The sequence below is a fragment of the Pseudomonas sp. C2B4 genome (genome assembly GCF_013359695.1).
Classification (GTDB): domain Bacteria; phylum Pseudomonadota; class Gammaproteobacteria; order Pseudomonadales; family Pseudomonadaceae; genus Aquipseudomonas.
This window is the reverse complement of the sequence record NZ_JABFMU010000086.1, coordinates 1-20,371: the sequence shown is the minus strand read 5'-3', so window position 1 is coordinate 20,371 and position 20,371 is coordinate 1. Positions and strand designations below refer to the sequence as shown.

The window sequence follows — 20,371 nt, the reverse complement described above, 5'->3', positions numbered from 1 at the left end:
GGACAGGCACATTGAAGGTGTCTGACACGACGCTTTCGCGAGCAGGCTCGCTCCCACAGGGCACTACCCATAACAACAATAAAAGCGTCAATCAGAGGCTGACTTGAATGGCCGCACCTGCCCCCGCGTTATCTCACGACGCCATCATCCAGGACTCCTGGAAACGTTGCCGCGCCTTCGGCCTCAACCATCAGAGCACCCCGGCGTTCGATCAACTGCCCGCCGAAGGCATTGCGCAGCTGCTGGAGAGCCAGCATTCATTGGTGCAGACCACCCATCAGGAAGTGCTGCCGTATTACGAGAACATTCTGAGCAACTCCAATTGCCTGATCATGCTCGCCGACAATCAGGGCCAGGTACTGACGTCCTGGGGCACCCAGCGGTTTATCGAGCCGAGCCTGGCCCGTGGTTTCAGCGCCGGCGCCAGTTGGATGGAACGTTGCACCGGCACCAATGCCATCGGCACCGCGCTGGCCTGCGAACAGGCGGTGCACATCGAGCACGATGAACACTTTCTCAAGGCCAACCGCTTCATGACCGGCTCCGCCGCGCCGATCTTCGACGCCGAACGCAAGGTCATCGCGGTGCTGGACGTGTCCAGCGACAGCTACCTGCCGCCGTCCCATACCCTGGGCATGGTCAAGATGATGAGTCAGACCGTGGAGAACCGGCTGATCCTCAACCTGTTTCACGGCCAGCATTTCCAGCTGACCTTCAACACCGGCCTGAACAACCTCGACAGCCAGTGGGCCGGGTTGCTGATCTTCGACGAGAGTGGCCAGGTGCTGTCCGCCAACCGCCGCGCCGACAATCTGCTGGGCGTGCGTCTGTCGCGAGTCAGTGTCGAAAGCCTGTTCAAGGTGTCGCTGCTGGAACTGCTGAATCAACCCGAAGGCCTGCCCTTCTCGCTACAGACCTCCGGGCGCAATCGTTTCCAGTGCCTGCTGAAGCGGCCAAAGATGGCCCCTGTTCAGGCGAGAGTGTTCACTGAACCTTCCGTCGCACCGCCCGCCGCCATCAGCCTCAATACCCTGCACTTCGGTGACAGCCGTGTGGAAAAGGCCGTGCGCCAGGCCGAACGCTTGCTGGAAAAAGACATTCCGCTGCTGATCCACGGTGAAACCGGCGTCGGCAAGGAAGTCTTCGTCAAGGCCCTGCATCAGGCCAGCTCCCGCAACAAACAACCGTTCATTGCCGTGAACTGTGCGGCGATCCCCGCCGAACTGGTGGAATCCGAGCTGTTCGGCTACGAAAAAGGCGCGTTCACTGGCGCCAACCAGAAAGGCAGCATCGGCCTGATCCGCAAGGCGGACAAAGGCACGCTGTTCCTCGATGAAATCGGCGACATGCCGCTGCCGACCCAGGCCCGGTTGCTGCGCGTGTTGCAGGAGCGTTGCGTGCAACCGGTGGGCAGCAGCGAGTTGTTCCCGGTGGACATTCGCATTATTTCCGCCACCAACCGCTCCCTGCGCGAACAGGTGCAGTTGGGGCGCTTCCGCGAGGATTTGTATTACCGCATCGGCGGTTTGACCCTGGAGTTGCCGCCGCTGCGCGAGCGCAGCGACAAGCAGGCCTTGTTCAAGCGTTTGTGGGAGCAGCACCGCGAGCCGAGCCAGTGGGCCGGTTTGAGCCGGGAGGTACTGGAGCTGTTCGACCGTCACCCGTGGCCGGGGAATTTGCGTCAGGTCAGCAGCGTGATGCAGGTGGCGCTGGCCATGGCCGAGGAACAACCGGTGCGGCCGGAGCATTTACCGGACGATTTCTTTGTCGATCTGGAGATGGAACCGGTGGAGACGCCGGAGCCGTTGGCGGTGGATCTGGATGATGCCGAGGATCTGAATCGGCAGTTGCTGGCAGTTGGAGGGAACATATCCCATCTGGCGCGGCGGTTGGGGGTTAGCCGGAACACCCTTTACAAGCGACTTCGCCAGGCGGAGTAACGAGCGGTCCACCCTGGCGGTGTTCGGCTTGAGACCTTCGCGAGCAGGCTCGCTCCCACAGGGGATCTGCGTCGCGCACAAAATTCAAACATCACAAAGATCCAATGTGGGAGCGAGCCTGCTCGCGAAGGCGTCAGCCGTGGCACCGATGAACTTTCACCCAGCCCAAAAACAAAAACCCGCACAAGGCGGGCTTTGTTTTACAGACGGTGCAGCACTCAGTCAGCCAAACGCCAGGTCGTCCCACCCTTCCCGTCTTCCAGCACCACGCCCATGGCGGTGAGCTGGTCGCGGATGCGGTCGGATTCGGCCCAGTCCTTGGCGGCGCGGGCCGCCAGGCGCGCAGCGATCAGCGCTTCGACTTCGGCTGCATCCACGCGCCCTTCGGCGCCGGCCTGCAGGAAGTCATCGGCTTCGAGCTGCAACACACCCAGCACACTGGCCAGTTCCTTCAAGCGCGCCGCCAGACCGGCCGCCGCAGCGAGATCAGTCTCGCGCAGGCGGTTGATCTCGCGCACCATCTCGAACAGCACCGCGCAGGCTTCCGGCGTGCCGAAGTCGTCGTTCATCACCTGGGTGAAACGCTCGACGAAGGCTTCGCCGCCAGCCGGCGCCACGCTCGGCAGGCCTTTCAACGCATGGTAGAAACGCTCCAGGGCGCCCTTGGCGTCCTTGAGGTTGTCTTCCGAGTAGTTGATGGCGCTGCGGTAGTGGCTCGACACCAGCAGGTAACGCACGACTTCCGGGTGGTACTTGTCGAGCACGTCGCGGATGGTGAAGAAGTTGTTCAAGGACTTGGACATCTTCTCGCCATTGATACGGATCATGCCGCAATGCATCCACGCGTTGGCGTAGGTCTTGCCGGTGGCCGCTTCGCTCTGGGCGATCTCGTTTTCGTGGTGCGGGAACTCGAGGTCGCTGCCGCCGCCATGAATGTCGAAGGTTTCACCGAGGCAGCAAGTGGACATCACCGAGCACTCGATGTGCCAGCCCGGACGCCCGGCGCCCCACGGCGATTCCCAGCTCGGCTCGCCCGGCTTGGCGGCTTTCCACAGCACGAAGTCCAGCGGGTCCTGCTTGGACTCGTCGACTTCGATCCGCGCGCCGATGCGCAGGTCTTCGATCTTTTTGCGCGACAGCTTGCCGTAGCCCATGAACTTGCCGACGCGGTAGTACACGTCGCCATTGCCCGGGGCGTAGGCGTAACCCTTGTCGATCAAGGTCTGGATCATCGCGTGCATGCCAGGGATGTGATCCGTGGCACGCGGCTCCATGTCCGGTTTCTTGATGTTCAGGCGCGCTTCGTCTTCGTGCATCGCCGCGATCATGCGCTCGGTCAAGGCTTCGAACGACTCGCCGTTCTCGTTGGCCCGGTTGATGATCTTGTCGTCGATGTCGGTGATGTTGCGCACGTAGGTCAGGTCGTAACCGCTGAACCGCAGCCAGCGGGTCACCAGGTCGAACGCGACCATGCTGCGGCCGTGGCCCAGGTGGCAGTAGTCGTACACGGTCATGCCGCACACGTACATGCGCACCTTGTTGCCATCGAGCGGCTTGAAGACTTCTTTGCTCTTGGTGAGCGTGTTGTAGATCGTTAGCACGTTAAATCCTTTGAATCACTGGCCCCACGAATCACGCAGGGTCACGGTACGGTTGAACACCGGCTGACCGGGTTTCGAGTCCTTGATATCCGCGACGAAGTAACCTTCGCGCTCGAACTGGAAACGGTCTTCCGGCTGTGCGTTGCCCAGCGAAGGCTCGGCACGACAACCGGTGAGTACCTGCAGCGAATCAGGGTTGATGTTGTCCAGGAAGCTGGCGCCGTCTTCGGCCTTCTCCGGGTTGGCGGAGCGGAACAGACGGTCGTACAGGCGCACTTCGCACTCGACGCTGGCCGCGGCCGGTACCCAGTGGATCACGCCCTTGACCTTGCGGCCTTCAGGGTTCTTGCCCAGGGTGTCCGGGTCGTAGGAGCAACGCAGCTCGACGATGTTACCGTCGGCGTCCTTGATCGCTTCGTCGGCACGGATCACGTAGCTGCCGCGCAGTCGCACTTCGCCGGCCGGTTCCAGGCGCTTGTAGCCCTTTGGCGGCTCTTCCATGAAGTCTTCGCGGTCGATGTAGATCTCGCGGGCGAACGGCAGGACGCGCACGCCCATGTCTTCTTTCGGGTGGCACGGCAGTTCGAGGCTCTCGACCTGGCCTTCCGGGTAGTTGGTGATCACGACTTTCAGCGGACGCAGCACGCACATGGCGCGTGGGGCACTGTGGTCGAGGTCATCACGAATGCTGAACTCAAGCATGCCGAAGTCCACCACGCCGTCGGAACGGTTGGTGCCGATCATTTCGCAGAAGTTGCGGATCGATTTCGGCGTGTAGCCACGGCGGCGGAAGCCCGACAGCGTGGACATGCGCGGGTCGTCCCAGCCGTTGACGTGCTTTTCATCGACCAGCTGCTTGAGCTTGCGCTTGCTGGTGATGGTGTAGTTCAGGTTCAGGCGGCTGAACTCGTACTGACGCGGCTTGCACGGCACCGACAGGTTGTCGAGGAACCAGTCGTACAGAGGACGATGGCCTTCGAACTCCAGGGTGCAGATCGAGTGGGTGATGCCTTCGATGGCGTCCGACTGACCGTGGGTGAAGTCGTAGTTCGGGTAGATGCACCACTTGTCACCGGTCTGGTGGTGGTGAGCATGGCGGATGCGATACAGGATCGGATCGCGCAGGTTCATGTTCGGCGAGGCCATGTCGATCTTGGCCCGCAGCACGCGTGCGCCGTCCGGGAACTCGCCGGCGCGCATGCGGGCGAACCAGTCCAGGTTCTCTTCAACCGAACGGTCGCGGAACGGGCTGTTCTTGCCCGGCTCGGTCAGGCTGCCACGGTATTCCTTGGCTTGCTCGGGGGTCAGGTCGTCGACATAGGCTTTGCCGGCCTTGATCAGCTCAACGGCCCAGTCGTGCAACTGGTCGAAGTACTGCGAGGCATAGCGCACTTCACCGGCCCACTCGAAGCCCAGCCATTTGACATCACTTTCGATCGCGTCGATGTATTCCTGGTCTTCCTTGGCCGGGTTGGTGTCGTCGAAACGCAGGTGCGTGACGCCGCCGAACTCCTGGGCCAGGCCGAAGTTCACGCAGATCGACTTGGCGTGACCGATGTGCAGGTAACCGTTGGGCTCAGGCGGAAAACGGGTGACGATCTGCGTGTGCTTACCCGAATCCAGGTCTGCCTGGATGATCGGCCGCAGGAAGTTGACCGGCACGGCAGGGCCGGTCTTGGAATTCGAGGTAGGGTCGACAGTGGGCTTGCTCATAGGATCCTTGAACGTACAAGTGCGTGGCCGGGAATAAGGGCCTGACAAAACAAAGCCGCTATCATAGCCGATGCCGTCAGGCAGCAGACAGGGCAGGCCCAAAAACCGCTGCATTTAATCGGATGTAAACGAAAAACAGCCTCGAAATTCGCGTGCGTCGCGCTAAACTGCGCTCCTTGGTCGAAGCCGACCAACACGGTTGGGGGCCCTGGTGCCCCGAAACCCACGAATTCCTTGAAAGAGTAGCCAACATGACCCAAGTCAAATTGACCACCAACTTCGGCGACATCGTCCTCGAACTGAACGCTGATAAGGCACCGATCACAGTTGCCAACTTCGTTGAATACGTCAAAGCCGGCCACTACGAAAACACCGTTTTCCACCGCGTCATCGGTAACTTCATGATCCAGGGCGGCGGTTTCGAGCCAGGCATGAAAGAAAAGAAAGACAAGCGTCCAAGCATCCAGAACGAAGCCGACAACGGTCTCTCCAACGACAAATACACCGTCGCCATGGCCCGCACCATGGAGCCGCATTCGGCTTCCGCGCAGTTCTTCATCAACGTGGCTGACAACAGCTTCCTGAACCACAGCGGCAAGAACGTTCAGGGTTGGGGCTACGCAGTATTCGGCAAAGTGACCGCCGGCACCGACGTTGTCGACAAGATCAAAGGCGTTGCCACCACTTCCAAAGCTGGCCACCAGGACGTACCTGCAGACGACGTGATCATCGAGAAAGCCGAGATCATTGAGTGATACTGCTGATTTCAGACTTGCATCTGGAAGAGGAGCGCCCGGACATTACCCGGGCGTTTCTGGATTTGCTCGCCGGACGCGCCCGCTCGGCGAGCGCGCTGTACATTCTGGGCGACTTTTTCGAGGTGTGGATTGGCGATGACGCCATGACCCCTTTCCAGCGTTCCATCTGCCAGGCCCTGCGCGAATTGAGCGACAGCGGCACGGCCATTTTCCTGATGCACGGCAATCGCGACTTCATGCTCGGCCAGGCCTTCTGCAAACAGGCCGGCTGTACCTTGCTGAAAGACCCGAGTGTCGTGCAATTCAACGGCGAGCCGGTGCTGTTGATGCACGGCGACAGCCTGTGCACCCGCGACGAAGCCTATATGAAGCTGCGTCGCTACCTGCGTAACCCCATCACCCTGTTCATCCTGCGGCACCTGCCTTTGGGCACACGGCATAAGCTGGCGCGCAAACTGCGCAGCGAAAGCCGGGCGCAAACGCGGATGAAGGCCAATGACATCGTCGATGTCACTCCCGAAGAGATTCCGCGGATCATGCAGCAGTACGGGGTAAAAACCCTGATCCACGGCCACACCCACCGCCCGGCCATCCACAAGTTGCAGCTTGGCCATCAGGCCGCCCGGCGCATCGTGCTGGGGGATTGGGACCGTCAGGGCTGGGCGTTGCAGGTGGATGAGCAGGGGTTTGCGCTGGCGCCGTTTGATTTTGCGCCGCCACCGCAGTTGGCTGCTCCAGCGAACTGACTGGCAAACACGGCCCCTTGTAGGAGCGAGCCTGCTCGCGATAGCGGATTCAGATTCAACATCATTGTTGACTGACCCACCGCTATCGCGAGCAGGCTCGCTCCTACAGGGGTTTTGCGGTGTTTAGTGGCCGGCTGAAGCCGCTGGCCCGGCCTTCGCCGTAAACGGCGGCTTGGCCAGCCACACAATCAATATCAACCCCATGAACATCCAGCCCAGCAAGGTGAAGTAATCCACCGTGGACATGATGTACGCCTGGCTGACCACCGTCTGCTCCAGCTGCGTATAGGCCTTGGCCCCTGCCCCACCCAGATGCGTTATGGCCTCGCGGGTCGCCGGGTCGTACTGGGTGATGCTTTCGGTCAGGTAGGCGTGGTGCTGGTCGGCGCGGCGGATCCAGATCCAGGTGGTCAACGAAGCCGCGAAGCTGCCGCCCAGGGTCCGCAGGAACGTCGCCAGGCCGGAGCCGTCGGCGATCTGGCTCGGCGGCAGGTCCGACAGCAGGATGGTCAGGGTCGGCATGAAGAACAGTGCCACGCCGATGCCCATGAACAGCTGCACCATGGCAATGTGCTGGAAGTCGACTTCGTTGGTGAACCCGGCGCGCATGAAGCAGCTCAGGCCGATGGCCAGGAACGCCAGCCCTGCCAGCAATCGCATGTCGAAGCGCGGCGCATATTTGCCGACGAAGGGTGACAGCAGCACCGGCAGGATGCCCAGCGGCGCCACGGCGAAACCGGCCCAGGTCGCGGTGTAGCCCAAGCGGGTCTGCAACCACTGCGGCAGAATCAGGTTAATGCCGAAGAACCCGGCGTATCCCAGAATCAGCACGATGGTGCCGTAGCGGAAGTTGCGGTGAGCGAACAGCCGCAGGTTCACCACCGGGTGTTCATCGGTCATTTCCCAGATCACGAAGAACGCCAGGGCCACCACGGAAATCACCGAGCCGATAATGATGAAGCTCGATTCGAACCAGTCGGCGTCGTTGCCTTTGTCGAGGACGATCTGCAACGCCCCGACGCCGATGATCAAGGCGATCAGGCCGACGTAATCCATCGGTTGGCGGCTGGTGACCACCGGGCGTTTCTTCATCTGCTGGGTGACCACCCACGCGGCGAACAGGCCGATGGGCACGTTGATGAAGAAGATCCACGGCCAGCTGTAACTGTCGGTGATCCAGCCACCGAGGATCGGCCCGGCAATCGGCGCCACCACCGTGACCATCGCCAACAGCGCCAGGGCCATCCCCCGTTTCGCCGGGGGGTAGACCGCGATCAGCAGCGTCTGGGTCATCGGGTACAACGGCCCCGCCACCACCCCTTGCAGGACCCGAAAGCCCACCAGCTCCGGCATGGAGGTGGAGATCCCGCACAGGAACGAGGCCAGCACGAACAGCAGCGTCGCCCAGACGAACAGCTTCACTTCGCCGAAGCGCCGGCTGAGCCAGCCGGTCAGCGGCAGGGCAATGGCGTTGCTGACGGCAAACGAGGTGATCACCCAGGTGCCCTGCTCCGCACTCACGCCCAGGTTGCCGGAAATCGTCGGCAGCGCCACGTTGGCGATGGTGGTGTCGAGCACTTGCATGAAGGTCGCCAGCGACAGGCCGATGGTGCTGAGCAGCAGGCTGGGGGGCGTGAAAGAGGCGTTATTGCTCATCGCGAATCCTTTGGAACCAGAAGATCACAGCTAACTCCCTGTGGGAGCGAGCCTTTGTGGTGAGGGGATTCATCCCCGTTGGGCTGCGAAGCGGCCCCAAAACCTAAAATCGCGGTGTATCAGGCACACCGCGGACAATGGTTTTACGACTGCTGCGCAGCCGAACGGGGATGAATCCCCTCGCCACACAGGCTCGCTCCCACAGGGCCGGTGTGATGGCAGATTGGCGAATCAGCGTTGCGCGGTCTTGCTGACCGCAGCGCTGTTGTCGTGAATCAGTTGCGTGATCATGGCGTCGGCCTCGGCCAACTGGCGGTCATAGACATTGGTGCTGAACGACGCCTTTTGCGGCGGCTGTTGCGCCAGTACCGGGCCGCTCTGGTCGCGCAGGTCGACGTCGACCAGGGTCGACAGGCCGACCCGCAATGGATGCTTGGCCAGTTCCTGGGCGTTGACATGAATCCGCACCGGCACCCGCTGCACGATCTTGATCCAGTTACCGGTGGCGTTTTGCGCCGGCAGCAAGGCAAACGCGCTACCGGTTCCGGCGCCGAGGCTGTCGATGGTGCCGCTGTACTTCACGCTGCTGCCGTAGAGGTCCGTTTCGATCTCCACCGGTTGGCCGATGCGCATGTCGCGCAGTTGGGTTTCCTTGAAGTTGGCGTCGATCCACAGTTGATCCAGCGGGATCACCGCCATCAACGCGGTGCCGGGCTGCACGCGCTGACCCAGCTGCACGGTGCGCTTGGCCACGTAACCGGTGACCGGTGCGATCAGGGTGCTGCGGGCATTGTTCAGGTAGGCCTGACGCAATTGCGCGGCGGCGGCCATCACGTCCGGATGGGACGAAACCACGGTGTCGTCCACCAGGGCGCTGGTGGTCTTGAGTTGCTGTTTGGCGTTGGCCAGGGCGTTTTGCGCCGAGGTCAGGTCGTCGCGGGCGTGGGACAGTTCTTCCTGGGAAATCGCCCCGCCGGCGGCGAGGTTTTTCCGGCGGTTGTAGTTGTCCTGGGCTTTCTGCACTTCGGCCTGTTGCGCATTGACCTGGGCTTTCATGCCATCGACGTTGCTGTACAAACCGCGAACCTGGCGCACGGTCCGCGCCAGTTGGGCCTGAGCATTTTGCAAACCGATTTCGGCATCGTTCGGGTCGAAATTCACCAGCACCTGACCTTCCTGCACCAGGTCGCCATCGTCGGCGCCGATGCTCACCACCGTACCGGTGACCAGCGGGGTGATTTCCACCACGTTGCCGTTGACGTAGGCGTCGTCGGTGCTTTCGCTCCAGCGCCCGTAGAATTCGTGGTAAGCCCAGACGCCCGCGCCGCCGAGTGCGACCACCACGGCCAGCGCCAGCAACATGAACTTGCGCTTGCCCGAGTTAGGGTTGCCGGGAGCGTTTTCAGAAGATTGAGTTGTATCGGCAGTGGCCATGACAAATACCTTGAATTAGTGAGTCAGCGTGGCTGGAGTGGCATTCACCGAGGCGATGGCCTCAGGCTGAAAACCGCCGCCCAGCGCCTGCATCAGTTGGATCGAGAGGTCGATCTGCTCGGCATTCAGGTTCGCCAGCTGACGCTGGGCCTGGAGCAATTGCTGCTCGATGCTGAGCACGTCCAGGTAGTTACCGATGCCGGAACCGTACCGCTGGACCACGGTGTTGTAGGAATCCTGGGCGATGTCGGTGGCGTGCTGCTGGGCAGCGATTTGCCGGCCGATATCGTGCAACTGGTTGATGCTGTCGCTGACGTCTCCCAGCGCTCTCACCAGGCTTTTGTTGTACTGCGCCACCGCGAGGTCATAGTCGGCATCGCGGGAATCAAGATCGGCGCGCAGTCGGCCGCCGTCGAAAATCGGCACGGAGATTGTCGGCGCGATGTTGAAGAAGCGACTCGCCGATCCGAACATCGCATCGCCCAACAAGGATTCGGCACCGGCCGCGGCACTGAGGTTCAAGTTGGGATAGAAACGGGTCTTGCCGGCGTCGATGTTCTTGCTCGCCGCCTCGACTCGCCAGCGTGCGGCCACCAGGTCCGGACGACGGCCGAGCAACTCGGCGGGAAGCACCGACGGCAAGGCCACGGCGCTGGCCTTGAGGATCTGCGGTCGGGCGATTTCATTGCCGCGATCCGGGCCTTTGCCCAGCAGCACGGCCAGGGCGATTTTCGCGCTGTTCAGGCGTTTTTCAGCGTCGATCAGATTGGCTTCGGAGGTGGCTTCCAGGCTTTCGGTCTGCTGGAACTGATACTGACTGTCGATCCCGGCGCTCAACCGACGCTTGCTCAGATCGAGCATCTGCCGGGTGCGTTTGAGGTCCTCGGCGGACAGGTCATAAACGATATGCGCCTGCCCCAGATCGCTGTAGGCGCGGGCCACGTCGGCGGACAGGGTCAGTTCCGCGGCCTGCCGGTCGACTTCGGCGGCACGGGCCTCGCCCAGTGCGGCTTCCCAGGCGTCACGCTGGCCGCCCCACAGGTCGAAGTTGTAATTGAAGCTGACACCGAGGCTGCGCAGGGTCGCGTAGCGGTCGCCCTGCCCGCTCGGGTCCTGATCCCGGGCCAGTCGCGAGCGGCTGACGCCGGCACTCGCGTCGAGGGTCGGCATCCGCTCGGCATCGGCGGCGGACGCAGCAGCGGCGGCCTGATGGGCACGGGCGTCGGCGATCTGCATGTCCGGGCTGTCGTGCAGGGCTTCGCGGATCAGGCCATCGAGCTGCGGATCGCCGAGGCTTTTCCACCAGTCGCTTTTTGGCCAGGCCGCTGGCGACAGCGTGGCGCCGCTGAGGGATTGTCCGGCCTGGAGGTTTTTCGCCTCGAGGCTGACGCCTTCGGTGGTCAGGCCGCTGTAACTGGCGCAACCGGCCAGGGTCATGGCCATCAGTACCAGGCTCAGGCCGGTGCGCAGGGTTTTACTGTTCATCGTTGCCACCTACCCGCAGCAGGGTGATCGGGTCACCGGCTGCCACCAGGATTTTCTTCAGGATCAGTTCCAGGGTTTTCAGCTCTTCCGGCGTCACCGCGCCCGCCAGTTCGTTCATGGCATCGGCACCGATGTGCGGCAGTCGGTCGGCCAGTTGCTGCCCTTCTTCGGTCAGCACCAGTCGCACCTGACGACGGTCCGCTTCGGAGCGTTGGCGAGCGAGGAAACCTTTCTGTTCCAGACGATCGAGCATGCGGGTCATCGATCCGCTGTCCAGGGACAAGTGCCGGCACAGCTCGCCCGGCGAATCGACGCCGAACTGGGCGATGATGATCAGCACCTTGAACTGCGCGGCGGTGATGCCGTGGGGTTCCATGTGCGTGTCGAGAATCCGGTCCTTGAGCAGCGCGGCGCGACCGAGCAGGAGACCGAGATGGCAATTGTGGAAGTTGTCTGGCGTGAAATGCTTCATCTGACGATCCAATAGCTGCCTAGGCAGTGAGTGTATGTCGAGATGTTACTGCCTAGGCAGCCAATGTCAACGTAATAGTTAGGTTGCTTGCTAAATAGTTGACCAGTGGTGTCGGATTTTGTGTTGAGCGCACTGACGCCTTCGCGAGCAGGCTCGCCCCCACAGGTACGGTGTAATCCCTGTGGGAGCGAGCCTGCTCGCGAAGGAAGCGACTCGGTATTGGAAGGAGCGGGGTTTAGAAATCCCGCTTGTAGAAGATGTCCAGCGAGCTGGCCACGCCGCCCGCCGCTTCGAGGTAGACCTTTTTGCTCAGCTTGTAGCGCAAGGCAATGGTGTTGGCCGGCTCGAACACGCCGACGCCATAACGCAGGCTGAGTTTTTCGGAGAGGTTGCCGCTGGCGACCACGCTGGTGGCATTGCCGCTGCCCTGGGTATCAAGCTGAAAATCCTCGATGCCCAGGTTCTTCGCCAGGCCGCCGGTCACCCCGGAGCTACCCATCAGCCCCAACCCGAGTGCGGCCTGGGCGAGCATGTTGTTGTCCTCGCCGTTGGTGCTCAGCGGACGCCCCAGCACCAGGTACGACAGCGCTTGCTCCTGGCTCATCGCCGGTTCGGAGAAAATCTGTGTGGTCGGCTGCTCGGCACTGCCGCTCAAGCGAATGCCGGCGATCACGTCGTCGGTCTGGCGGATCGCTTCGATGTCGAGGTACGGCTGGTCGATGGGACCTGCAAACAGCAGGCGCGCACGTCGCACCGTCAGGCGCTGACCGTAGGCGCGGTAACGCCCGTCGTTGAGCCACAGCTCGCCACGGGTGTCGAGGTTGTCGCCGATGTGCACATGGCCTTGCAGGTTTGCCGTCAGGCCAAACCCGGCGAAGGCCAGTTTGTCCTCGCCCACCACCACATCGATGTCCATGACCGTGGCCATCGGCGGTTTGCCCTCTTCGGTCTGCTGGCCGACGATCACCGTGTCATCGGACACCTTGACCGTCGATGGCGGCAGCTCGCGAATGGTGATGTTGCCCTTGGGCACATGCACTTTGCCGGCGACGGCCAGTTTGTCGTCCTTGATCGAAATTTTCAGGTCCGGCGCCACTTCGAGCTTGGCGTAAGGCTCGACAGTGACCGGCAATTGCGAACCCTTGAGTGCCAGGTTCACGGCCAGCGCCTGGCCCCATGCGATATCGCCGTTGAGACTGCCCTGCCCGGTCTTGCCGCTTTTCCAGTCGCCGTTGAGCTGCACGGTTTCGCCGGCGATCACCGCGCGCAATTGCAAGGCTTCAATCTCCATCGGCAACTCGGGCCCGGACACTTCGCCGTCGCTGAGCAGCAGATTGCCGTTGACCTGCGGCGCCAGCAGCGTGCCTGCAATCGTGCCGCTGCCGTTCAGGCGCCCGCTGATTTTCTCGACCATGGGAACAAAGGGACGCGCCACCGACAGGTCCAGTCCCGTCAGGCGGAATGAACCGGTCAGGGGTTTGTTTTTCGGCAGCGGGTTGATCTGTGCCTGCACCATCAGCTCGCCGAGCTTGCCACCGACGAAGTTGAGGTTGGTGTCGATTCGCTTGGGCGTGAGTTTGCTGGTGAGGTTGAGGGTCTGGTACGGGAAGTCCAGCCACTGGTCCTTTTCCTTGACTCGCAAGGTGCCGCCGCTGGCATCGATGCTGATCTGGCCGTTCGGGCCGCTGGCCGGCACATCCAATTGCACATCGGCGTTGAGCCGGCCCTGCCAGGCGAAATCCTTTGGCAGCCACTGCGCGAGGCTGTCGATCGGGAATTGCTTGAGGTGATAACGCAGCTTCGGCTCAGGCATCAGGCGCTGGTCTTCGCCGCACAGGCTGGCCGGGCCGGACATCCAGCAATGGGCGCCGAAATTGATTTTGCCGTCCGCCAGCCGCTCCAGCTTCGCCGGACCTTGCAGCTTCCAGTCCTGGCCACCGGCCTGGATATCGCCGCTGGCCAGGCGGCCGCGCCAGTTACCCTTGTCCAGTGCGCCATCCAGCCCCAGGGCCAGTTTCAGCTTCGGCCCTTGCAGGTCGAGGTTGAGTTTCTGGTTCTTGATGTCGCCCTGGCCGCTGGCGGTCAGGGTGCCAAGCGAGGTATCGCCCGTCTGGATGCCACTGCCCTTGAGTTCGATTTTCGCCCGTTGCGCACTGTCGAGGGTGGCATCCAGGTTCAGGCTTTGCAGGCGATGGTCGGCGAACGCCAGTTGCGAACCTTGCAGCCCGAGCTTGCCCTGGGGGGCCTTGAGCGTCCCGGCGACATCGACCCGGCCATTGATCTGGCCGCGCAATTGCGGCCAGAGCTGGGCCAGGCGCGGCAACTTGATGTCGATTTGCCCGGCGAGTTTCTGTTGCAGGCTGCCCTTGCCGTTGATGCTGTTGTCGCCCAGGCGGATTTGCAGCGCATTCAGGTTCCATTGCTCGCCGACGCCATCGGCCTTGGCTTGCAGCACGGCCGGTTGGCCCCGCAGTTTGCCCTTCAGATCCAGGTCAGCGGTCAGGCTGAGCTTTTCATTTTTCATCTCGCCTTTGCTGCGCAACGGTCCGGCGAGGGTGCCCGGCAATTCCGCGACCCAATACGCCGGGTTGATCGCCGACAGGTCCAGCGCGGTGTCCCAGGCAATGCCATCGGCGAATTGCAGGTTCAGGTGCCCTTCGGCCTTGCCCTGCCCGGCCGTCAGTTGAATCTGTTGCAGGTAGATTTTCGTCAGGTCGCCAGCGAACGGGCTGGTCAGGCTGAACGCACCGGCCGGACCGTCCAGCGCGGCATCGAAGTGGCCGAGGTATTTGCCGTCGGTGTAGAAGACTTCGCCCTTGAAGGTGTGCAGGGCGACTTCCGGCTCGTCGATCAGCGGATAGAGTCGGTGCCACGGAAAATCCAGCCAATCGACCTTGGCCTCGGCACTCAAGCCTTTGCTCCAGTCCAGTTGCCCTGTGAGCTTGAGGCTTTGCTTGTCGTTGGCCGTCAGATCCAGCGCGGCGATCTGCGCGCCGTTGGCGTCGACCTTGCCCTGCAGCAGCAACGCCACCGGACCTTGCTCGGCAGGCAATGTGGCGGTGCCGGATAACTGATAACCGCTTTTCAGGTCGCCAGCGCCAGTGAGTTGCAGTTGATTGAGTAGCAGGGTGTCGGGCAAATCCGCGCTGGCTTTGAAGCCGTCAGCCGTGATGCGCACCTTGGCCGGCAGGTTTTCCACCAGCGGTTGCAGCTCGCCGGTCAGTTGACCGTTCAGGTAACCGCTGCTGTCGGCTGTCAGGTTCAGGGTTTTCAGCAGGTCGCCGTCGACCTTGAGGGCAAGTGTCCAAGGGTCGGTCCCGGGTGCTGGCAGGGTCAGTTTGCCTTGCGCCTTGAGCGGCCAGTTGCCGGTCGGTTGCAGCAGGCCGGACAGGTTCAGGCTCAGCTCATCGCGCTGCAAGCTGACCGAGTCGATCTGCAAGCCGTTGACCGTCCAATGCGCCGCCAGTTGCAAACCCTTGAGCTGTTCGCTGCCATTGAACAACAGGCTGCCGACCTGGATATCGCCCAGTTCTAGGGCCACGGGCAGCTGCAAATCCGGCAGGCTGATCGGCCCGCTGCTTTCCTCTTCTACACCCGGTGGAAACTGCAGGCTGACCTGATCAGCTTTCAATTGGTCGATGCACAGGGTCATGCGCGTCAGGCACAGAGGCGACCAGGCGAAAATCACCTCGCTCAGCTCGACCCGGCTGCTGTCCTGTTGCCAGAGCACACGGTCGGCGCTCCACTGGCCACCCAAACGCCCCTGGAAATTGTCCAGGCTCAAACCCGGCACAAAACCGAGCGCCCAGCGACTGCCCGTCGCCGTACCCAGCACCGTGGTCAATGTCAGGACCACCAGCATCAGCAGCGCCAGAATCGTCAGCGCCGTTATTTTCAAGCCACGCTTCACAGCTCGGGCCCCATGGAAAAGTGCAGTCGAATGCCGCCATCGTCGTCCAGCGCATGGGCCAGGTCGAGGCGAATCGGCCCCACCGGCGAGACCCAGCGCACGCCGATACCGACCCCGGTCTTGAGGCTCGGCAATTCGAGGTTATTGAAGGAGTTGCCCTGATCGACGAAGGTCGCGACCCGCCATTTCTCGGCGACGGCGTATTGGTACTCGACGCTGCCGGCAACCATGTAGCGGCCACCGATGCGGTCACCCTGGTTGTTTTCCGGGGACAGGCTCTGATAGTCGTAGCCGCGCACGCTCTGGTCGCCACCGGCAAAGAACCGCAACGAAGGCGGTATCGAGTTGAAGCCGTTGGTGGCACTGCCGCCGACCTGCACCCGACCGAGGAGACGGTGCTTGTCGAAGACCGTGGTCAGGCCTTTGACCAAAGCGGTTCCCCACAGGACGTTGTTGTCCGAACCCAGGCCTTCCTTGGCGGCCCGGGTTTCGAATGACAGGCGATAGCCGTTGTGCGGATCGATACGGTTATCGCTTTTCAGGTACGAATAACTCACCCCCGGCATCAGCAACGTACTGAGCCCGGAGTCATCGCCGAGCCGATATTCCTCGCGCTGCCACTTGAGCGACACCACGCGCTGCCAGCCGCTGGGCAACTTGCTGTGCCACTCGGGGCCCAGGGTCAGCATCTTGCTGAGGCTGTCCTTGTCGGCGATTTCTTCGTTCTGATAGCCACCGGCGAAGCGCAGTTTGTCGGTCAGTGGAGGATCGAGGGGAATGTCATAGAACAACCCGACGTTTTGCCGTGGCGCCGAGACTTCTGTCTCCCAGCCATAACTGTGACCTTGCGGGTTGACCCAGTGCCGGGTCCAGTTCGCCTTGACCCGTGGACCGACGTCGGTGGAATAACCCAGGCCCAGGCCCATGGTCCGCGGCTTGCGGGTTTCCAGTTTGACGTCCACCGGGATCACGTCATCTTTGGATGCCGTGGGTGCGGCATCGACCCGTACGCTCTCGAAATAACCGCTCGATTGCATGGCCTGGCTGAGTTCGGCGATCAGTTCCGAGTCGTAGGGCGTGCCTTCCTTAAATGGCACCATGCGGTGCAGCAAGTCTTCGTCGAACGGCGTATCGCCTTCGAAACTGACCTTGCCCAGGGCATAACGCGGACCGCTGTCATAGATCAGCTCGATATCCGCCACCCCGGCTCGCGGGTCGACCGACAGTTTCGAACGGGTAAAACGGCCGCTGAAAAAGCCATAGCGCGAGGCCTGGTTCTGGATCAGACGCTTGGCGTCATCGTACTGGCCATGGTTGAGCACGGCACCGGTTTGCAGGGCATGGCTCTTGGGCACGCGAAAGGCTTTGAGGGAGGCTGCCGGGCCGTCGACGCGGATGGTGACGTTGCGTAAATGCACCGGCTCGCCGGGCTCGATGTTGAGTATCAGGCGTGGCGTCTTGCCACCCTTCACATCGCTGTCGATCTGCGGCTGGTAATAGCCCAGGGCCTGGGCGGCCTTGCGCGCCTGCTCCTCGGCGCCGCGACTGAAGCGCAACAAGGCCTCTTCGTCACGATCGCCGAGACTGCCGATATAGCCCTCTATATTGGCTTTGAGTGCATCGTTGGACGGTTTGATCCGCACATCCAATTCACTTTGGGCCAGTGCCGCGCAGCTGCTGATCAGCATGAGCACGCCACTGGTAATTCTTCCTGGAAACTTCATAGGCGCGGATGCTATCACGTGCGGGTTCGTAAACATTGAGAGCGTGATAGAGCCCGGCGCGCCTGTAAAGTTCGCCGTTCAAGCCGTGGCGGTTTGTACCACCTGAGGGTTGGCGTGGAAAAACACATGTTCGCGTACCGGTCCTACGGCCACTTCGCCGATTTCCTCATAGCCCTGGCGCTTGTAGAACTCCAGATAACGCGGATCCCCGGTATCGAGCATCACCCCTTGGGAGCTTTCATCCACCGCGCACCAGTTGTGCACCGCTTGCAGCAACTGCTCGCCGAAGTGTTTGCCCTGGAATTGCGGATGAATGCCCAGCAACGGCAGGACATGCACCGAGTCCGACGGCGCACAGGCCGCGACCGCTTCGTGATACTCAAGATAGCGACGCGTGCAGCGGAAACCGGTGCTGAGCACCATCCGCAAGCGCCAGGCCCAACTTTCGGTGATGCCCAGCCGGCGTTGCGGCGGTGCGATCAGGGCGATGCCGATCAAGCGGTCGTTGACCAGCAGGCCGATGGCCGGCAAGTCCTGCAGAAAGTGCTGCTGGACCAGTTCGCGCACGGTGGCGCGCACTCGCTGTTCGTAGCCGGGACGTTCCGACTCGAACAGGTAGCTGAACGTCGGCTCGTGCCGGTAAGCCTGGTACAACAGGGAACGCGCTTCGCGGGAATAGCCACTGTCGAGCATATGAATATCGGCGATGGCGGTAGACGTTTCGGGCATGACGGTTGATCTCCCCGGCGCGGCGCGGGTGGCTGCGCTCTTTCTTATGGGTACGAGCATGGCGGCGCCTGCACAGTTCCGTACTGATCCAAAATCAGCGTTGGATGTGAGGCCGTCTTCGCGAGCAGGCTCGCTCCCACAAAGGTATAGACCAGACTCGAAACCTGTGGGAGCGAGCCTGCTCGCGAAGGGGCCATCACGTTCAATGAAGATCTGACTGAAGAGGCTAAATCCCCTCCCCCCAACACTGGCCCCATTCCAACATGTCAGCTAGCATCGCCCTTTTGCCAGGACTGCCGACCATGAAGATTGTCTCCTTCAACATCAACGGGCTGCGCGCCCGTCCCCATCAGCTGGCGGCGCTGATCGAAAAGCACCAGCCCGATGTCATCGGCTTGCAGGAAACCAAGGTCCACGACGACCAGTTCCCGCTCGAAGAGATCAAGGCCCTGGGCTACCACGTGTATTTCCACGGGCAAAAAGGCCATTACGGCGTTGCCCTGCTCTCGCGTCAGGAACCGATTGCCTTGTACAAAGGCTTCGCCACCGATGAAGAAGACGCGCAGCGGCGTTTCATCTGGGGCACATTTGCCGACGCCAATGGCGTGCCGGTGACCATCATGAACGGCTACTTCCCACAAGGTGAAAGCCGCGACCACCCGACCAAGTTCCCGGCCAAGGAACGTTTCTACAGCGATCTGCAGCAACTGCTGGAAACCCAGTTCAAGAACGACCAACCGCTGGTGGTCATGGGCGACGTGAACATTTCCCCGGAAGACTGCGACATCGGGATCGGCCCGGACAACATGAAGCGCTGGCTGAAAACCGGCAAATGCAGCTTCCTGCCGGAAGAACGCGAGTGGATGGCCCGCTTGAAAAACTGGGGCCTGGTGGACAGCTTCCGCCACCTCAACCCGGATGTGGCCGACCGTTTCAGCTGGTTCGACTACCGCAGCCGCGGCTTCGAAGACGAACCCAAGCGCGGGCTGCGCATCGACTTGATCCTGGCCTCCCATGGCTTGCTGCCACGGGTCAAGGACGCGGGCGTGGACTACGAACTGCGCGGCATGGAAAAACCGTCGGATCATGCACCGATCTGGCTTGAGTTGAGCTGATCTAAAGCTCAATGCATCCCTGTGGGAGCGAGCCTGCTCGCGAATGCGGCGTGCCAGTCAACCTTTATGTTGAATGACACACCGCATTCGCGAGCAGGCTCGCTCCCACATTTGCTTTGCGGTGTACACAGATCCAGTTTGGGAGTGGCGGTCAGCCCTGCGGATCGAGATTATCCAGCGCCCGATTCACCGCCAGATCCGCCAGCATGATCACCTGCTGAATCCCCAACAACGTACTGCGCTGCGGCCCATCCAGAAACGTCGCGAAATCGCTGGCCATGACACTGGCGGACGCCAGGGATTCACAGGCGTGGGCCAGCAGGTCTTCGGTTTTGATGTTTGGGGCGATGAGGAACATTGTGCTGGGGGTGTGCGGGGTGGTGGATTTGAGGTGGAGTTCGCGGGCGGGGGTATCGGGTTTTGATTCGGGTGGATTTGGGGACGGTTTGACCATGGTGATGCTCCTTGATTGATGGAGCTACCACTGTTCGCTGCGAAACGAAGAAGGTGGCAGCTGTACGCAGGTTCGCAGACCGGGAATCAAGGAACCCGGCAGACTCGAAAGTCTCCCGCGCACAGCCGCCATAACGCTATTCAGAAGACGAAAAAAACGCCAACTGAAAGTACATGGTGGCGCTGAGCGCCTTGATTGACCCGGGCTGCGAAACCCGATCGCTGAATTGGCAGCGACCCGGCAACGATAGGGTCGGGTTCCAAGGCGCACAAGCCGGCGGATTCTGGCGTAGTTGTAGGCAGCGACGCAAGGCGATGTAGCCTTGCTCCGGGTCCTACAACCCTTTCTGGCAACCGCAGTTCCTGTGGCGAGGGGATTTATCCCCGTTGGGTTGCGAAGCGGCCCCAAAACCATCAATTGCGTTTGATCAGGTACACCGCATGTACGTGTTTACGACTGCTGCGCAGCCGAACGGGGATAAATCCCCTCGCCACAAAAGCCGGTTCAATACCTGAGATTTTCATCGGAAGTCAGGCCGCCTTCGCTGGCAAGCCATCTCCCACAGGGAACGGCGTACACCCACCAAACAGGTCGAGTGTCAGCTCGCCTCGGCTGCTTTTGATCTGCCCGCCCC

Annotated in this window: 14 protein-coding genes; 4 read left to right on the top strand and 10 right to left on the bottom strand. The window is 61.7% G+C overall.

Annotated elements, in window-relative coordinates; translation table 11 throughout:
- Window positions 1-107: 107 nt before the first annotated feature.
- Window positions 108-1,940 carry a sigma-54-dependent Fis family transcriptional regulator gene (locus HNQ83_RS29345; protein ID WP_175392334.1) on the top strand — a complete coding sequence of 611 codons (1,833 nt, stop codon included), beginning with the start codon at window positions 108-110 and terminating at the stop codon, window positions 1,938-1,940.
- Window positions 1,941-2,158: 218 nt separating this feature from the next.
- Here HNQ83_RS29345 and cysS read toward each other — a convergent pair whose 3' ends face one another.
- The gene (cysS, locus tag HNQ83_RS29340) at window positions 2,159-3,541 is read right to left on the bottom strand and encodes a cysteine--tRNA ligase (RefSeq protein ID WP_175392333.1); all 1,383 of its coding nucleotides are present in this window, start codon (window positions 3,539-3,541) and stop codon (window positions 2,159-2,161) included.
- A gap of 15 nt (window positions 3,542-3,556) precedes the next feature.
- Window positions 3,557-5,254, bottom strand: a complete 1,698-nt coding sequence (locus HNQ83_RS29335) for a glutamine--tRNA ligase/YqeY domain fusion protein (RefSeq protein ID WP_175392332.1) — start codon at window positions 5,252-5,254, stop codon at window positions 3,557-3,559.
- Between the two features lie 251 nt (window positions 5,255-5,505).
- Here HNQ83_RS29335 and HNQ83_RS29330 point away from each other — a divergent pair, with 251 nt between their 5' ends.
- Together HNQ83_RS29330 and lpxH are read left to right on the top strand one after the other, a co-directional pair.
- Window positions 5,506-6,009, top strand: a complete 504-nt coding sequence (locus tag HNQ83_RS29330) for a peptidylprolyl isomerase (protein WP_008001184.1) — start codon at window positions 5,506-5,508, stop codon at window positions 6,007-6,009.
- Entirely contained in the window at window positions 6,006-6,758 is a 753-nt protein-coding gene (gene lpxH, locus HNQ83_RS29325; protein ID WP_175392331.1) for a UDP-2,3-diacylglucosamine diphosphatase, read from the top strand. Before HNQ83_RS29330 ends, lpxH begins: the two co-directional genes overlap by 4 nt.
- A gap of 123 nt (window positions 6,759-6,881) precedes the next feature.
- Here the strand turns inward: lpxH and HNQ83_RS29320 are convergent, their stop codons facing one another.
- From HNQ83_RS29320 to HNQ83_RS29290, 7 genes are all read right to left on the bottom strand, one after another.
- Window positions 6,882-8,414, bottom strand: coding sequence for a DHA2 family efflux MFS transporter permease subunit (locus HNQ83_RS29320; RefSeq protein WP_175392330.1), 1,533 nt, complete (start codon window positions 8,412-8,414; stop codon window positions 6,882-6,884).
- 231 nt (window positions 8,415-8,645) lie between these two features.
- Window positions 8,646-9,848, bottom strand: a complete 1,203-nt coding sequence (locus tag HNQ83_RS29315) for an efflux RND transporter periplasmic adaptor subunit (protein WP_175392329.1) — start codon at window positions 9,846-9,848, stop codon at window positions 8,646-8,648.
- A 15-nt stretch (window positions 9,849-9,863) separates the two neighbouring features.
- Entirely contained in the window at window positions 9,864-11,333 is a 1,470-nt protein-coding gene (locus HNQ83_RS29310) for an efflux transporter outer membrane subunit (protein WP_175392328.1), read from the bottom strand.
- A complete protein-coding gene (locus HNQ83_RS29305) occupies window positions 11,323-11,805 on the bottom strand; it encodes a MarR family winged helix-turn-helix transcriptional regulator (protein ID WP_175392327.1) in 483 nt (160 codons plus the stop codon). Before HNQ83_RS29305 ends, HNQ83_RS29310 begins: the two co-directional genes overlap by 11 nt.
- Before the next feature lie 235 nt (window positions 11,806-12,040).
- Complete coding sequence (locus HNQ83_RS29300) at window positions 12,041-15,715, bottom strand: translocation/assembly module TamB domain-containing protein (RefSeq protein WP_175392326.1); 3,675 nt, start codon at window positions 15,713-15,715, stop codon at window positions 12,041-12,043.
- On the bottom strand, window positions 15,712-17,439 hold the full coding sequence (locus HNQ83_RS29295) for an autotransporter assembly complex family protein (protein WP_175392325.1): 1,728 nt from the start codon (window positions 17,437-17,439) through the stop codon (window positions 15,712-15,714). Before HNQ83_RS29295 ends, HNQ83_RS29300 begins: the two co-directional genes overlap by 4 nt.
- 78 nt (window positions 17,440-17,517) lie before the next feature.
- A complete protein-coding gene (locus HNQ83_RS29290) occupies window positions 17,518-18,168 on the bottom strand; it encodes an N-acetyltransferase (protein ID WP_175392324.1) in 651 nt (216 codons plus the stop codon).
- A gap of 302 nt (window positions 18,169-18,470) precedes the next feature.
- Here HNQ83_RS29290 and xthA point away from each other — a divergent pair, with 302 nt between their 5' ends.
- On the top strand, window positions 18,471-19,283 hold the full coding sequence (gene xthA, locus HNQ83_RS29285; RefSeq protein WP_175392323.1) for an exodeoxyribonuclease III: 813 nt from the start codon (window positions 18,471-18,473) through the stop codon (window positions 19,281-19,283).
- Window positions 19,284-19,434: 151 nt separating this feature from the next.
- Here the strand turns inward: xthA and HNQ83_RS29280 are convergent, their stop codons facing one another.
- The gene (locus HNQ83_RS29280) at window positions 19,435-19,737 is read right to left on the bottom strand and encodes a DUF6124 family protein (RefSeq protein ID WP_175392322.1); all 303 of its coding nucleotides are present in this window, start codon (window positions 19,735-19,737) and stop codon (window positions 19,435-19,437) included.
- Window positions 19,738-20,371 lie beyond the last annotated feature (634 nt).